Below are 13840 nucleotides of genomic sequence, written 5' to 3'. Positions count from 1 at the left end.
GCGCCATCACGGCGTGAGCACCACCGGCTCCAGCGCGTCGGAAGCGCCGCGGATGCGTCCGATGGCCGCGGTCTGCGGGTAGCACGATGCCTTCAGGGCGCGGATGCAATCAGCGGCCCGGTCGGCCGGCACGCTGGCCAGCAGACCGCCCGCGGTTTGCGGGTCGAACAGCAGCGGGTAGCGCGGGTCTTTCACGAAATCTTCGGCGTTGCGCAGCGCGCGGCGCAGGCGCACGTTGGCCGGCTGCAGCGAACTGACGATGCCTGCCTCGACGCATTCCACGGCGCCGGCGAGCAAAGGCAGGGCACTCAGTTGCAGCTCGGCGTCCACGCCCGAGGGGCGCGTCATTTCCACCAGGTGCCCGAGCAGGCCGAAGCCGGTCAGGTCGGTGCAGGCGGTGGCGCCGTGCTGGCGCAGGATCTGCGCGCCGGCCTGGTTGGACACCACCATCGATTTCAGCGCGGCGTCGATCCAGCGGCCTTTGGCCGCGTGCCGCGCGTGGGCCGCGAACAGGGTGCCGGTGCCGATGGGTTTGGTGAGCAGCAGCACGTCGCCGGGCAACATGCCGCCCTTGCGCATGACGCCGTCCATCTGCTCGTCGATCAGGCCGTTGATGGCGAAACCAAGCGCCAGTTCGCGGCCTTCGCCGGTGTGCCCGCCGACCAGGCTGCACCCCGCGGCGTTGAGCACCTCGACCGCGCCGGTCATCATCTGCAGCAGCAGGTCTTCCACCTTGGCCTCCAGGCCCGGCGGCACGGTGGCGATGGCCGTGGCGGACTGCGGCTCGGCGCCCATGGCGAAGATGTCGCCCAGCGCGTGGTTGGCCGCAACTTTGCCGAACAGGTAGGGGTCGTCGATGAAGCTGCGGAAGAAGTCCACCGTGTGCACCATGGCCTTGCCCGGCGGCACGCGCACCACGGCGGCGTCGTCGGGCGCGTGCAACCCGATCAGCACGTCGTCGCGCTCGACCGGTTGCAGGCTGCCCAGCGCGCGGGTCAGGATGCTGGCGCCCACCTTGGCACCGCAGCCGCCGCAGCGCATGGCAATCGCCGAGATCGCCTGGCGCGATTCGTCGGCGCTCAGCACCAGGCTGCTGGCGGGCGCCGCGCTGGCCGGGCGGGCATCGGCCATGGCCGGCAGCTCGGTGAACTTGCGCATGAAGCGGCGGTCGATCCAGTCCTTCCAGGTCCAGACCCAGGCGCCGGCAAAGCCCAGGGCGCCGCGCGAGGCCACGGCGCAGCGGTCGCCGGTGGAGATCAGCGCCAGCCAGCGCTGCTGCGGGTTGTAGGCCACCAGGGGCTGGCCACGCAGGCTCAGACGCAGGTTTTTCGCCAGCGGTGGGCCCATGCGCACCGCGAACACACCGGCCTTCTCCAGCGGGCGCGCCTTGAAGGAAGCCACGTCGCCCGCGGCAAAGATCTTCGGGTCGTCCAGCGTCTGCAGTTGTTGATTGACCTGGATGAAACCGTGTTCGTCCAGCGCCAGGCCCGTGCTCTGCAGCCAGGCCGGTCCGCCGGCCTGCGTGACCCACATCGTTTCATCGGCATCGAAGGTGCGGCCGTCCTGTGTGTGCAGGCAGCCGGGGGAAACCTGCGTCACCTCGGCGCGGGTGTGCACCGCCACGTGGCGCTCTTTCAGCACGCGGGCAAAGCGCGCGCGCACCCCGGGGTTGTGCGTCGGCAGGAGGGTGTCGCCCGCCGTGAGCAGAACGAAGCGCAGCAGATCGGGGTTGCGGCCGAGCTTCTGCAGCTCGTTGCGCAGCCGGAACTGCATCGACAGCACCAGCTCCACACCGCCCGCGCCACCGCCCACCACCGCGATCGTGAAGCGGCTGTGCAGCGCGCGCACGCGTTCGAGCAGCTGCAACCAGCGCTGGTTGAAATGGGCGATGGGCTTGACCGGCACGGTGTGCGCCTGCGCGCCCTCGACCTTGCGCACGTTGGGCGTGGAGCCGGTGTTGATGGACAGCAGGTCGTAGGGCACCGAAGGCCGGTCGCGCAGCAACACGCGCTGGTTGGCCCGGTCCAGACCGGTCACTTCACCGTGGATGAAGCGCGCGCCTGCGAACGCCGCCAGGCGGCCCAGGTCGATGTGCACCTCGTCAAAGCTGTAGTGGCCCGAGATGTAGCCGGGCAACATGCCGGAGTAGGGCGTGTCGATGTCGGTGCAGATCAGGGTGATGCGCAGGCCCGGCTCGGGTTGCATGGCGAGCATGCGCAGCACGACCACGTGGCTGTGGCCGCCGCCGACGAGCACGAGGTCGCGCAGGATGGGTTGTTCAGGGGCTTGCATGGGAACCTGTGTGGGGCTGTTCCCATTGATCATAGGTTGGCGCGCAAACGAGCCGCCTGGAGAGGCGGTGCGGCCCGTGGCGGTATCAGACCGGGTGGCGCTTCGCGATCCAGGCGTCAATCGACAGTTGGCCCGGGCCGTGCGCCATCAGGTAGAGCAGCACGGCGGCCCAGGTGCCGTGGGTGGCGTAGGCGTCGGGGTAGACGAAGAGCTGGATCACCAGCGTCATGCCCAGCAGGCCCAGGGCCGAGAGGCGGGTGGCCAGGCCGAGCAGGATGAAGAGGGGCAGGATGTGTTCACCCAGCGCGGCCAGCGTGGCGCCCAGCTCGGGCGGCAGCAGGGGGAGCTGGTATTCCTCCTTGAACAGGAAAACCGCGTTGTCGGACAGGCGGGGCCAGCCCAGCGTGAACTCGCCGCTGACGATGTCGATGGCCAGGCCTTCGATCTTGGTCTGGCCCGATTTCCAGAACACGGCGGCGATGGAGAAACGCGCCACGAAAGCGAGCAGCGTGTTGGGCAGGTGGCCCATCAAGCTGTGCACGCTGTGAAGCAGGGTGGTCAGGCGCGGGAGCGTGCCGCCTGGGGTGGCGCTTTCGGTGGTGGTGAGGGTGTTCATGACGGTCTCCGTGTTGTGGGGCCAGAGGACGGGAGGGTGTTCAATGAGACCGTTCCGCCCCGGTCAACAGTTCGTGACGGATCAGGACGGCCAGGGCCTGTGAAAGATCGAATTCGGGTTCGGCGACATAGGCCGGGTCGAGGGCCTCGCCAAAGGGGGCGTTGTCCAGCAGGCCTTCGACCAGCGCGGCCATGCCAGGCGAGGTCTGCAGGACCATCACGTCCCACCCGCTGCGAAAGACCAGGGCCGATTCGGCCTGCGCCAGATCAACGCCTTCGAGGGCGATGCCGCTGTCTTCCTGGTGCGCAGCCCAGATCGATACGGCCGCGTGCGGCGAGCGCAGCACGTGCAGGCTGGGGGCGACTTGCCAGCGCAGCGTGGGCAGGGCGTCGGTGTCCTGCAGCAGGGTCGAGAGGCTGGTGGCATTGAGGGGCTGCGCGTCGGCGGCGTGCAGGGCCTGCAGGCGTTGCCATTCGAGCCGCGCCACGTCGGCCAGGTAGGGCAGGCCGGCGGCGGGCGGGAACCGCGCGATGAACGAGGGCAGTTCGTGACCGTAGTGGCTGAGCACCCGGGTGCGGGGCGGGTGGGCGCGCACAAAGACCTGGGCCATGGCGCGGAAAAAATCTTCGCCCACCAGCTGCTGCGTGACCGGGAAGCTGTGGGCCAGCGCGTCCACCAGCGAGACCACCAAGTTATTGCGGTGGACGGCCAGGCGCCGCTCGGGGTCGCTGTGGTTCCAGGTGACGAGTCCGTTGGGCACGGCGTGGGCCGGGTCCAGCAGGGCCTGCGCCCAATGCAGCTGCGCGCTCATGCGGTGGCCTCCTGCTCGGGGGCGCAGCGGGTCGTTGTTCGTGGGCAGGGCTTGGCGTGTTTCGCCGCTGCATGGGGGGTGGCCAGCAGACGTTGTTCGGCCGTGCGCGCTTCGCCCAGCAACACTTCGAACGCGGGCACATCGTTGTCGCGTTCGATCAGTGTGGGCATTGGGCCGGTGAGGGCCAGTGCGGTGTCGTACAGCGCCCAGACCGCTTCGGCCACCGGGGAACCGTGGGCGTCGATCAGCAGGCGGTCACCCGCGCTGTCCAGGTCTTCGGCAAAGCCGGCCAGGTGGATTTCGCCGGTGGCGTGGCAGGGCAGCTCGCACAGGCAACGTTGGGGGTCGCGGCCGTGGTTGGTGGCGGACACGTAGACGTTGTTGACGTCGAGCAGCAGGCCGCAGCCGGTGCGCAGGACCACCTCGCGCAGGAAGTCGCCTTCGCTCCAGGTGGAGCTGGCGAACGCCACGTAGGTCGAGGGGTTCTCCAGCAGCAGGCGGCGGCCCAGCCGGGTTTGCACCTGGTCGACGTGGTCGCACACGCGCTGCAGCGTGGGCCCGTTGTAGGGCAGGGGCAGCAGGTCGTTGAAGAACACGCCGCCATGGCTGGACCAGGCCAGGTGTTCGGAAAACACGGCGGGCTGGTAACGATCCACCAGCCGGGCCACGGCGTCCAGGTGGTCGGCATCGAGCGGGTCTTCACCGCCGATGGACAGGCCCACACCGTGCAGGCTCAAGGGGTAGTGCTCGCGAATGCGGGTGAGGTGGTGGTGCAGGGGACCACCGGCTACCAGGTAGTTCTCTGCATGCACTTCAAAGAAACCCAGATCGGGCTGGTGCGCATGGATGTGCAGGAAGTGCTCTGGTTTGAGGCCGAGCCCGGCCCGGTGGGGCAGCGCGAGACTGCCGGGCTGGTGAGGGAGGTAGGGCGCGACCGGCGGCGTGGAGGCGAACGATGATGCAGGGTGGGGGCTCATGGTGGGGTCTCCGGTGTCCGACGATCGCGCCTTCGGGGATCAGGACATTTTTTCCTTGAAGGCGGCGAGCTGGCCAAAGCCGGTGGGCGATGTGGACGATGCGGTCTTCTCGCAGCTGCCCTTGGGCACCAGCGACCAGGCGTTGCCCTGGTGGTCCATCTTGGAGGTGCCCGCGCAGGTGGTGCCGGGGCCGGCAGCGCAGTCGTTCTTGCCCTTGAGCGCGACGCCGAAACATTTCTCTTTGTCGGCCGTCTGGGCGGCGGCCGGGCTGGCAGCCAACGTCAGGGCCGCGCCCATGGCGAAGGCCAGGGCGGTGCCTGAAGCGATGCGGGCGGCGTTGCGGCGGGTGATGGTGTGGTTCATGGTGATCTCCAGATAAAAACGTGTTGGGAAGTGACGGGTGCCGGCCAACGTGAATGGCTTGCAGGGAGGTAGTCGCAGCGCCTGAACGATCCTTACAGCCGTTTCGGAAAAAGTGCGGGAACCAGTATTGAATGGCGTGGGGAAGCCGGTGCGTTCTCGCCTTCGGGCGCAACGACGGTGCCCGCAGGCGTGGCCAGGGCCACCGATGCGGGCGGGTATCTGTAGAGGGAAATCCGCTCAGACCATCTGGAACACGAAGCTGTCGGCGGAGATGTGATCCATGCTCGTGCCTCGTGCCTCGTGCCTCAAACGCAACCTTGGTGTCGGCGATCATGGTGGGCGAGCCGCACAGGTAGATCGCGTGCTCCTACAAGTCGGACAGTGAGCAGGCACCAGTAGAGGTTCACCGGGGCGGGCAGTCGTCGTCGTCCATCAGCGCTTCGAGCATGCGCTTGATGGGGGCGAATCCGGTAGCGGCGGCGACCATCACCAGCGGGCTGCCGTTGCCGGGGGATTGCAGGCGCTGGTCCGTGAAGTACCCGCCTGGAGTGCGGCGCACATGGAAGTCGACGCTGGTGCCGTTGGGCTTGGAGGCCATGGAAAAACGGCGGTGCCGGCCATCATCCAGCTGCACGTTCATGTACTGCCCCGGGTGGTAGTCCAGGGCCCCCCCTCTTCGGGCAGACGCAGGCGCGGGTTGCGACACGCCGTGTTCCAGAGCGCTCACGGCTCCCGCGGTCGCGTTCACGCGTTTGGGGGCCGCACGCAAAGGCTTGCTCGACGCTGATCACTGGTGGGCCAGGGTGTGGCATGCCACGGACTCTTCGGGGCGCAGGCTCATGGGTCGCTCGTCTTCATAGCCCCTCGGGCCTTCGATGGTTGGTACGAGGCATAGTGCAAAAAGGCCGCGTGAACCGGGATCCATGAATTCCAGCAATCAGGGCAAGGTCAGTGCGTAGCCAACCCGTGGCTGAGCGACGCTCGCTTCTGGTGCGAACAGGCACCAGTGTGGCCATAAAAGGCGGGGTCGCCCATGCTCCAGTGGTTGGGCTGTGCTGACTCAAGCCAGCGGGAAAGACGTTGTACCCCGGGGGGCGGGAAACCCCCAATTGATGTATACAGTATACATAAGAGAATCCGCATTCTCGAAGCCGAGAAAACGGACGTATCTTGGTGGCAGAACGGGTTGGGGGGATCTCCGAGAACTCTGCATGGGACGGGTTTCGATGAAAGCGATGGTTCGGGGTGTCGTTTGGCATGCAAATTGCATACTGTATGGCAAATGCACCGTCTTCTACTTTTTGTCAGAGCAACCACAGGAGTACGCAAATGTTTACTTTCTTATTGAAAAACGAGCGGGCAGCCTTGTCCCGTATGGCACGGCTTGCGGGTGTCATCGGCCTTGCTTTGAGTTTGGCGGGTGGCGCGATCGCCCAGTCGGTTGGTGCCCCTGCCAAGGTCCGCTACGAAGAGGTTGTGCGATCAGTCCTGTATCTGCCGATGTATGTCGCGTTGAACCAAGGCTACTTCAAGGATGTTGGCCTGGAGGTCGGCCTCAAGACATCGCAAGGCACCGACAAGGGCATGGCCGCTCTCCTGTCCGGCAGCGCGGACATCGTGCTTATCGGCCCGGAAGCCTCCATCTACGTAGCCAACAGCGATTCGCCTGTCAAACCGAAGATATTTTCCGGTCTGACCGCGACGGACGGATTTTTTCTGATGTCACGCGAGAAGCCCGCCGCCGCATTTGAGTGGAACCAGCTCAAGGGCAAGAAAGTGATGGCATTCCGACCCGGCTCGAATCCCGACATATTTCTTGAGACCGCCATGCGAAAGAAGGGCGTGGATCCCAAGAAGGACCTGAAGCTCATGAACAACATCGGGCCAGCGGCACGTACAGGAGCTTGGATGGCAGGGCAGTCGGACTACGCGATTTTCTTGGAGCCAGAGGCAACGATGCTTGAAAAGAGTGGCAAGGGATACATCGTGGCGTCAATCGGCCGTGTCGTCGGCCCGGTCGACTACACGGTCTTCACGGCTACAGACGCCTATCTGAGCCGCAACCCGGGGGTGGCCAGCGCTTGGGTTGAGGCAATTGTTCGAGCCCAGAAGCACGTGGCCACCGCACCGGTTGCGGACCTTGCGAAGCAAGCCGCGGCGTTCTTCCCGGGGATGGAGGCGGGGGAGCTGATGACGGCCATTGAACGCTACCGCGCCATTGGCTTGTGGAAAACGAACCCGACGGTGGAGCGGTCCGCCATGGAAACGCTGCAGGACATGCTGGTTGCGACTGGGATGCTCGGCGCCGACAAGCGCGTCAAGTATGAACAGCTTGTCGTGACCGACTTCACTTCGAAGGCACAACGATGAACGCGGTTGTCGAACGCTTCATACCAATGGCTGCGACCAAGACACCGAGCATCGAAGTGCGCGACGTCGCACTTCGATACTTCACTCCTGAGGGAGAAACGCAAGCATTGGACCGCATCAATCTGACGGTGGGCGCTGGCGAGTTCGTCAGCCTGATCGGGCAGTCGGGCTGTGGAAAGAGTACCTTGCTGTCTCTGATGGCTGGCATCCTTGAACCCTCGAGTGGAGAGGTGTTCGTTCGAGGTGAACGCGTCAAGGGTCCGTCGCAACGGGTCGGCTACATGTTGCAGCAGGACTATCTTTTCGAGTGGAGAACGATTCTCGACAACGCAATGCTGGGTGCTGAAATCCAGGGGCGCGATCTCAAGCAATCGCGTGAGCGCGCTGCGCACTTGCTCCATAAGTGCGGCATGGGAGACTTCCTGAACCACTATCCGCGCCAGCTCTCGGGGGGAATGCGCCAGCGTGTTGCTCTGGCTCGCACGCTCGTGACCGAGCCTGAAGTTGTTCTGCTGGATGAACCCTTCTCGGCCCTGGACTCGCAGACGAGACTGGCGATCGCAGACGAAGTGGTTGAAGTACTGAGAGAGGAGGGCAAATCGGTTGTGCTCGTAACGCACGACATCGCCGAGGCAATTGCCATGACCGATCGTGTGGTGGTTCTCTCGCGCCGCCCGGGGCGCATCAAGTCCGAGCATCGCATGCTGTTTCCCAGCTGCAGCAATGGAAGACCGAGTCCATTTGAAGTGCGCTCGTTGCCCGAGTTCAACACCTATTTCAGTTCGCTGTGGGACGAGTTGGACGTCCACGTAGAAGGATAAAGATCATGACCCTGTCTGCAAACGTACCTTGGGCGCCTGCTGCGCCGAAAAGAACGACCCTCCAGGAACCCAGCGTCGAATACCGCGCCTGGCGCGCTCGCGAGCATCGCCGCCGCTACTACATCATGGCCTCGCGCCTGGCCCTTCTCGGCGCGTTCATGCTGCTGTGGGAGTTCCTGGCCAAGTCGCACATCGTGAATCCGATGCTGACGAGCTACCCCAGTGCTCTGTGGCCAACGTTCGTGGATCTGCTGCACAACGGGGACCTCGTCGGCCACACATGGACCACATTCAAGGCAACGCTGGTGGGCTTCGTGCTCAGCATGCTGATAGGCATTGGCGTGGCCGCGGGACTGTGGTGGTCGGGGTTTGCCTACAAGGTGCTCGATCCTTTCCTGGTGATCGCTAACGCGATGCCCAAGATAGCGTTCGTCCCCATCTTCTATATCTGGCTGGGTTCAGAGTACTCGGTGTATGGCATGGCCGTCGCAATTGCCGTCTTCGTCACCATCATGGTGATCTATGACGGCTTTCAGAGTATTGATCCGAACAAGATCAAGCTGGCTCGAACGCTAGGAGCCAGTCGCGGTCAGGTCCTGCGCATGGTGGTGCTTCCCGGCAGCGTACCGACGCTGATTGCCGCCCTCAAAATGAACATCGGCCTGGCACTGGTGGGTGTGATCGTCGGCGAGTTCCAGTCGGCCAGTTCGGGCCTGGGCTTTCTGATTGTCAACGGTAGCCAGATATTCAAGCTCAATGTGGTGATGACGGCGATCGTTGTACTGGCCCTTCTTTCAGGTCTCATGTACTTGGCTATCGCACGCCTGGAAGCCGCTCTTTCCAAACGCTACAGCTGACAAGAGGACAAGCATGCAATTTCCACAATGGGTTGTTGATCGCGTGGTGGCACGACAGGGCTGCCTGCACCCATACGCCACTCTGGCACCTAGCCGCACTGCCTTTGTCATCATCGACTTGCAGAACTACTACACCCAGCCAGGGTACTTGGGCGAATGCGCGCAGGCCCCTTCAACTTTTGGGGTGGTCAACCGTCTGGCGGGAGCGCTTCGCGCGGCCGGAGGTCATGTGATTTGGGTGCAGACGAGTGCCGACGGGGCGGACCAGTTTTGGTCCCATCACCACGCGCACATGCTCACTCCGGAGCGCAGCGCCCGTCGATTGCGCGAACTCGGAAGCGATTCGGAGGGGTTCAAGATAGCCGCGGGACTGCAGGTTGAGGCGGGTGACGATTTTGTGACGAAACGCTGCTACAGCGCGTTGGTACCGGGTTCATCGCGCCTGGACGAGGTGCTGAAGGCACGAGGCGTTGCGCACGTGCTCATAGGCGGAACCGTGACCAACGTCTGCTGTGAATCGACGGCCCGCGATGCCATGATGATGGACTACGCAACAATCATGGTCGATGATGCTTTGTCAGCTGTCACGCCAGCCGAACACGAGCAGAGCCTACAGAACTGGATGCTCTTCTTTGGCGACGTACTCAACTCCGAGGAAGTGATCGCTCGACTGCAACTGGATGCGGTAGCGTTCGCCGCAGGCTGAGTCCAACCGTGGCTCTGGTGGTCATGGTCGCGTGTGGGCCATCCTTGATCGCTTGCACTTGAAGGGTCAAGATGGTGGTCCACCACGCCGGGTAGGTGGGCGCGCCGGAGGTGGCCGAGAAGTAAACCACCCGTGGTGGTGAGAGAGATCGATCACTGCGCACCGGAAGGTTGCGATGACGGGTCAGAACATCCCGGGATAGTCGCCACCGTCGACCAGCACGCTTTGCCCGGTCACGAAACCCGCATGCTGTGATGCCATGAAAGCACACCACGCGCCAATCTCATCGGGGTCCCCGAAACGCCCGGCAGGATTTCCCTTCTCGCGTTCGGCCCAGATCGACTCGAAAGACCGACCTGTCATCTGCGACAGTTTTTGAACGTGGCGGCGTTGTGCATCGGTGGCAAACACGCCAGGCAACAGGTTGTTGATGGTCACGTTGTAGCGGACAGTGTGCCGGGCCAGCGCTGCCGAGAAGGAAACCAGACCCGAGCGAGCTCCACTGGACAGGCCCAGTTCAAGATGCGGGGTCTTTACACTGCGCGAGACAATGTTGACGATGCGCCCGAAGCGGCGCTCCATCATCGGATCGACCGTGCGGCGGATCATCTCGATTGGCCCCAGCATCATGGCATCCAGGGCGGCATGCCATTCGGGCGGATGCCAGTCTCGGAAGTCTCCAGGGGGAAATCCGTCCGAGTTGTTGATGAGTATGTCGGGTGTCGCGCAGGCATCCAGCGCCGCATTGCGCCCTTCTTCGGTTGTGATGTCGGCCACCACCCAATGCACTGCGCGACCGGCCTCATGACTGAGCTCGCGGGCTGCCTTGATCAGTGTGGATTCGGTTCGCGCGGCGATGCATACGTGCACACCCGCGAGAGCCAGATGCCTGGCGCAGGCGTGACCCATGCCCTTGCTGCCGCCGAACACCAGCGCGCGTCGACCTTCGATACCCAGGTTCATGCCATGGACTCGCTTCGAGATTGGAACTGGAAGATGTCAGCGTAGACATGACTCATGTTGGCTCCACGACCGGCAAAGGCGACCTTGGCGTCGGCGATCATGGTGGGAGAGCCACACAGGTAGATGGCGTGCTCCGACAGGTCGGGCAGGTCGGCCAGCACGGCGTCCTGCACGTAACCGCGGCGCCCGGTCCAGCTGTCACTGGCGCGCGAGAGCACCGGCACGTACTGGAACTCGTAGAGCCGGTCGGCCCAGGTCTGGATCTCGTCGTGCAGGTACAGGTCGGCTTCGGTGCGCATGCCCCAGTAGAGGCTCACCGGTGGGCAGTCCCCGTCGTCCATCAGGGCTTCGAGCATGCTCTTGATGGGGGCGAGACCGGTGCCGGTGGCGACCATCACCAGCGGGCGGTAGTCCTCGGCGTGGAAGCAGAAGTTGCCGTGCGGCATCTCCACGTCCAGCGTCTGGCCGGGGCGCAGCGTGGCGAGGTGTTGCCCGGTGAAGGTGCCGCCGGGGATGCGGCGCACGTGGAAGTCCACCGTGCCGCCGTTGGGCCGGGAGGCCATCGAAAAGCTGCGGTGACGGCCGTCGCCGAGTTGCACGTTCATGTACTGGCCAGGTCGGTAGACCAGTTCGGCGTCTGCAGGCAGGCGCAGGCGCAGATGCGTCACGTCGGGCGTCAGCGCTTGCACGCCCTCCACCGTTGCGCTCAGCCGCGTGGGGCTGGAGCAGGCCAACGGCGGCGCGACACTGATCACCAGATCGCTGCTGGGCCGCGCCTGGCAGGCCAGGGCGTAACCGGCCTCGGCCTCTTCGGGGCTCAGGCCCATGGGCAGTTCGCCGGCTTCGCCATCTTCGCTGGTGTAGCCCACGGCGCCTTCCACCAGCTTGATGCGGCAGGTGCCACAGCCGCCGAACTGGCATTCGTGCGGCAGGGCGATCTCGCCGCGCAGCGCGGCCTCCAGCACCGCCTCGCCAGCAGCAACTTCAAAAGACTGGCCGGTTTCCAGCCAGACAACACGGTGGTTCATGCTCGACTCCGTCGAAGACTGCGGGGGCTTATTTCTTGATGTCGGCCTGGACCATGACCTCGTGGCCACTGGCGGCCAGCGCGTCTTTCAGCGCCTGCAGGGCGGCCAGGCCACACGCGGTGTCCTGCTCGCCATTGCCACCGCTCAGGCCCACGCCGCCGACCACTTCGCCGTTGACGACGATGGGGAAGCCGCCGACGAAAACCGCGAACTTGCCTTCAAAGCTCCACTGGATGCCGAAGGCCTCGTTGCCGGGCAGGGCCGGGCCGTTGGGCGCGGTGTTGAAGAGGTGCGTCGAGCGCTTGTGGCCCGCCGCGGTGAAGGCCTTGTTCCAGGCGATCTGCGGGCCGGTCACGCGGGCGCCGTCCATGCGTTCCATCACCAGCGGAAAACCACCTTCGTCGGTGATGCAGATGGTTTCCAGCACGTTGATGTCCTGGGCCTTGACCAGGGCGGCGCGGACCATCAGGCGGGCTTCGTCGAGTTGGAGTTTGAGTGCGGTTTTCATGGGGTTTCTGAGGTTTGAGAAAGATTGAGAATCAAGCGGCGCGGTAGACGATCTTGGTCTGTGTGAAGAACTCCATGCCGACCCTGCCGGACTCGCGGAAGGTGGATGTGCTGGAGTTCTTGACACCGCCAAAGGGGGCGTTGACCAGGTTGCCGGTGGTGGTGCGGTTGATCTTGACCGTGCCGGACTGGATGTTCTGCGCGAAGTCGTGCATGTACTTCGGGTTGCGCGTGGCGATCGCCGCGGACAGGCCGTACTCGCTGTCGTTGGCCTTGGCCATCGCGTCGGCGAAGTCGCTCGCCTCGATGATCGCCAGCACCGGGCCGAAGATCTCCTCGCGCGCAATGCGCATGCTCGGCTTCACGCCGTCAAACACCGCCGGCGAGACGTAGTAGCCGTGCTCGTAGACCCCGCCGGTGAGGCGCTCGCCGCCGCACAGCAGCGTGGCCTCACCCTGGCCGATCTCGATGTAGGAGAGCACCGTCTGCAACTGCTTCTCGGTGGCCAGCGGCCCCAGGTCCATGCCCGGCGTCAGGCCCGGGCCGATCTTGAGCTGCTGCACGCGCGCCAGCAGCTTCTGTGTGAAGGCGGCCTTGACCGCGCTCACCACGATCAGGCGGCTGGTGCCCGTGCAGGCCTGGCCGGTGAGCGAGAAGCCGCCCTTGACCGCCAGGTCCACCGCCAGGTCCAGATCGGCATCCTCCATCACGATCAGCGGGTTCTTGCCACCGAGCTCCATCTGCAGCCGCGTGGTCAGGTGCACCGTGCGCTGGATGTGCATGCCCGCCTGCGTGGAGCCGGTGAAGGAGATGGCGCAGATCGCGCGCGAAGTCGTGATGATCGGGCCCACGTCACCGGCGCGCCCGGTGATGAAGTTGAGCACGCCCTTGGGCAGACCGGCCTGCACCAGCGCCTCGGTCAGGCGCAGGCCCGAGAGCGGCGCGTCCGACGAAGGCTTGAAGACCACCGTGTTGCCCATGGCCAGGGCCGGGGCGATCTTGCGCGCGGGGATGGAGGCGGGGAAGTTCCAGGGCGAGATCACCGTGACCACGCCCAGCGGCTCGCGCTGGCTGTAGACCTGCATCGCCGGGTCGTCCTGCGGGTAGGTCTCACCGCCGAAGGTCTGGCTCTCCATGGCGTAGAAGCGGAAGGTCTGTGCGGCGCGCAGGAACTCGTCACGCCCCAGCGCCTGGGACTTGCCCTCCTCGCGCGTGAGCTCCTCGCCAAAGCGATCGGCGTTCGCTTCCAGGTAATCGGCCGCCTTGTTCAGGACCTTGGCGCGCTGGCTGATGGGCGTCTTGCGCCAGCCCTCGAAGGCAGCGGCGGCCGCGCCCACGGCGGCTTCGGCGTCGGCCGAGGCCGAGGCCTGGAAGCGGCCCAGGTTCTCGCGGGTGTCGGCCGGGTTGATGTTGTCGAACGTGCGCCCGCTGCGGCTGCGGACCCATTCGCCGTTGATGTGGTTGAAGAACTCTTCGACAGGGGTGCTCATGGTGCGGGGCGGGGACGGGTCCCCGGGGTAGGTGACAGA

14 protein-coding genes are annotated in these 13840 nt (G+C 64.9%); 4 read left to right on the top strand and 10 right to left on the bottom strand.

Translation table 11 applies throughout. The features are described 5' to 3' along the window. Positions 1-6: 6 nt before the first annotated feature. The 6 genes from selD to ACN5W5_RS04900 form a co-directional block, all read right to left on the bottom strand. A complete protein-coding gene (gene selD / locus ACN5W5_RS04925) occupies positions 7-2292 on the bottom strand; it encodes a selenide, water dikinase SelD (RefSeq protein ID WP_420047448.1) in 2286 nt (761 codons plus the stop codon). A gap of 85 nt (positions 2293-2377) precedes the next feature. Beyond that, complete coding sequence (locus ACN5W5_RS04920; protein ID WP_420048158.1) at positions 2378-2821, bottom strand: DoxX family protein; 444 nt, start codon at positions 2819-2821, stop codon at positions 2378-2380. A gap of 127 nt (positions 2822-2948) precedes the next feature. Beyond that, the gene (locus ACN5W5_RS04915) at positions 2949-3719 is read right to left on the bottom strand and encodes a DNA-binding domain-containing protein (RefSeq protein ID WP_420047447.1); all 771 of its coding nucleotides are present in this window, start codon (positions 3717-3719) and stop codon (positions 2949-2951) included. Next, positions 3716-4696 carry a DUF692 domain-containing protein gene (locus tag ACN5W5_RS04910; protein ID WP_420047446.1) on the bottom strand — a complete coding sequence of 327 codons (981 nt, stop codon included), beginning with the start codon at positions 4694-4696 and terminating at the stop codon, positions 3716-3718. Before ACN5W5_RS04910 ends, ACN5W5_RS04915 begins: the two co-directional genes overlap by 4 nt. A gap of 39 nt (positions 4697-4735) precedes the next feature. After that, complete coding sequence (locus tag ACN5W5_RS04905) at positions 4736-4993, bottom strand: DUF2282 domain-containing protein (RefSeq protein ID WP_420048157.1); 258 nt, start codon at positions 4991-4993, stop codon at positions 4736-4738. Between the two features lie 469 nt (positions 4994-5462). Next, the gene (locus ACN5W5_RS04900) at positions 5463-5786 is read right to left on the bottom strand and encodes a hypothetical protein (protein WP_420047445.1); all 324 of its coding nucleotides are present in this window, start codon (positions 5784-5786) and stop codon (positions 5463-5465) included. Between the two features lie 602 nt (positions 5787-6388). Here ACN5W5_RS04900 and ACN5W5_RS04895 point away from each other — a divergent pair. From ACN5W5_RS04895 to ACN5W5_RS04880, 4 genes are read left to right on the top strand one after another with little or no spacing between them, the layout of a single operon-like run. Continuing rightward, positions 6389-7429: an ABC transporter substrate-binding protein gene (locus ACN5W5_RS04895; RefSeq protein ID WP_420047444.1), complete on the top strand. Its 1041-nt coding sequence runs from the start codon at positions 6389-6391 to the stop codon at positions 7427-7429. After that, positions 7426-8250, top strand: coding sequence for an ABC transporter ATP-binding protein (locus tag ACN5W5_RS04890; protein WP_420047443.1), 825 nt, complete (start codon positions 7426-7428; stop codon positions 8248-8250). The genes ACN5W5_RS04895 and ACN5W5_RS04890 overlap by 4 nt, the downstream gene beginning before the upstream one ends. A 5-nt stretch (positions 8251-8255) precedes the next feature. After that, the gene (locus ACN5W5_RS04885) at positions 8256-9107 is read left to right on the top strand and encodes an ABC transporter permease (RefSeq protein WP_420047442.1); all 852 of its coding nucleotides are present in this window, start codon (positions 8256-8258) and stop codon (positions 9105-9107) included. A gap of 13 nt (positions 9108-9120) precedes the next feature. After that, positions 9121-9813: an isochorismatase family protein gene (locus ACN5W5_RS04880; RefSeq protein ID WP_420047441.1), complete on the top strand. Its 693-nt coding sequence runs from the start codon at positions 9121-9123 to the stop codon at positions 9811-9813. A gap of 183 nt (positions 9814-9996) precedes the next feature. Here the strand turns inward: ACN5W5_RS04880 and ACN5W5_RS04875 are convergent, their stop codons facing one another. The 4 genes from ACN5W5_RS04875 to ACN5W5_RS04860 are packed head-to-tail and all read right to left on the bottom strand — an operon-like array spanning position 9997 to position 13801. Continuing rightward, a complete protein-coding gene (locus ACN5W5_RS04875) occupies positions 9997-10776 on the bottom strand; it encodes an SDR family oxidoreductase (RefSeq protein WP_420047440.1) in 780 nt (259 codons plus the stop codon). Next, entirely contained in the window at positions 10773-11804 is a 1032-nt protein-coding gene (locus ACN5W5_RS04870; protein ID WP_420047439.1) for a 2Fe-2S iron-sulfur cluster-binding protein, read from the bottom strand. Before ACN5W5_RS04870 ends, ACN5W5_RS04875 begins: the two co-directional genes overlap by 4 nt. A gap of 28 nt (positions 11805-11832) precedes the next feature. After that, a complete protein-coding gene (locus ACN5W5_RS04865; RefSeq protein WP_177137520.1) occupies positions 11833-12312 on the bottom strand; it encodes a GlcG/HbpS family heme-binding protein in 480 nt (159 codons plus the stop codon). A gap of 31 nt (positions 12313-12343) precedes the next feature. Beyond that, positions 12344-13801, bottom strand: coding sequence for an aldehyde dehydrogenase family protein (locus tag ACN5W5_RS04860; RefSeq protein WP_420048156.1), 1458 nt, complete (start codon positions 13799-13801; stop codon positions 12344-12346). Positions 13802-13840 lie beyond the last annotated feature (39 nt).

It is taken from the genome of Hydrogenophaga sp. ZJX-1, assembly GCF_048590325.1.
Taxonomy (GTDB): domain Bacteria; phylum Pseudomonadota; class Gammaproteobacteria; order Burkholderiales; family Burkholderiaceae_C; genus Hydrogenophaga.
The sequence above is the reverse complement of the archived record's forward strand: the minus strand, read 5'-3'. Positions and strand labels throughout refer to the sequence as shown.

Excerpts from the sequence above, each read along its gene's own strand:
- ACN5W5_RS04885 (WP_420047442.1), top strand. The coding sequence starts at position 8,256 with ATGACCCTGTCTGCAAACGTACCTTGGGCGCCTGCTGCGCCGAAAAGA.
- ACN5W5_RS04905 (WP_420048157.1), bottom strand. The coding sequence starts at position 4,993 with ATGGGCGCGGCCCTGACGTTGGCTGCCAGCCCGGCCGCCGCCCAGACG.
- selD (WP_420047448.1), bottom strand. The coding sequence starts at position 2,292 with ATGCAAGCCCCTGAACAACCCATCCTGCGCGACCTCGTGCTCGTCGGC.
- ACN5W5_RS04895 (WP_420047444.1), top strand. The coding sequence starts at position 6,389 with ATGTTTACTTTCTTATTGAAAAACGAGCGGGCAGCCTTGTCCCGTATG.
- ACN5W5_RS04915 (WP_420047447.1), bottom strand. The coding sequence starts at position 3,719 with ATGAGCGCGCAGCTGCATTGGGCGCAGGCCCTGCTGGACCCGGCCCAC.
- ACN5W5_RS04910 (WP_420047446.1), bottom strand. The coding sequence starts at position 4,696 with ATGAGCCCCCACCCTGCATCATCGTTCGCCTCCACGCCGCCGGTCGCG.
- ACN5W5_RS04860 (WP_420048156.1), bottom strand. The coding sequence starts at position 13,801 with ATGAGCACCCCTGTCGAAGAGTTCTTCAACCACATCAACGGCGAATGG.
- ACN5W5_RS04875 (WP_420047440.1), bottom strand. The coding sequence starts at position 10,776 with ATGAACCTGGGTATCGAAGGTCGACGCGCGCTGGTGTTCGGCGGCAGC.
- ACN5W5_RS04880 (WP_420047441.1), top strand. The coding sequence starts at position 9,121 with ATGCAATTTCCACAATGGGTTGTTGATCGCGTGGTGGCACGACAGGGC.
- ACN5W5_RS04870 (WP_420047439.1), bottom strand. The coding sequence starts at position 11,804 with ATGAACCACCGTGTTGTCTGGCTGGAAACCGGCCAGTCTTTTGAAGTT.
- ACN5W5_RS04920 (WP_420048158.1), bottom strand. The coding sequence starts at position 2,821 with ATGGGCCACCTGCCCAACACGCTGCTCGCTTTCGTGGCGCGTTTCTCC.
- ACN5W5_RS04890 (WP_420047443.1), top strand. The coding sequence starts at position 7,426 with ATGAACGCGGTTGTCGAACGCTTCATACCAATGGCTGCGACCAAGACA.
- ACN5W5_RS04865 (WP_177137520.1), bottom strand. The coding sequence starts at position 12,312 with ATGAAAACCGCACTCAAACTCCAACTCGACGAAGCCCGCCTGATGGTC.